The organism is Pseudomonas oryzihabitans (assembly GCF_032027545.1).
Lineage (GTDB): Bacteria > Pseudomonadota > Gammaproteobacteria > Pseudomonadales > Pseudomonadaceae > Chryseomonas > Chryseomonas oryzihabitans_F.
In genome coordinates, this window is the sequence record NZ_JAVSJB010000124.1 from 1 (window position 1) to 313 (window position 313).

The following is a 313-nucleotide window of genomic DNA, read 5'->3' on the forward strand; positions in this document are numbered from 1 at the left end:
TCTTGCCGCCCACGTTGCCGATGTCGCCCGTGCCGGTGGCCAGGGTCAGGTCGCCGGCGCTTTGCAGGGTGCCGTTGGCGTTGTCGAGGCTGCCCGCGGTGAGGTCGAGGGCTCCCCCCTGGCTGGCCAGCAGGCCGTCGCTGCCGTTGAGTACCTGGCCTGCAGTGGTGATGAGCAGCTTGCCCTGGGCGGCTACGGTGCCGCCGCCGCTGTTGTCCAGGCCGCCGACCAGCAGGGTCAGCAGGCCGCCGCTGTTGAGGCGGCCCTTAGCATTGCTGATGGCGGTGGCGTTCTTGACGAGCAGGTCGCCCTG

Annotated in this window: 1 protein-coding gene; it reads right to left on the bottom strand. The window is 70.6% G+C overall.

All coding sequences use genetic code 11. From position 1 onward, the window contains the following. Positions 1-313: hypothetical protein (locus RND78_RS28000; protein ID WP_312733503.1), on the bottom strand; the 313-nt coding region annotated here is incomplete at both ends.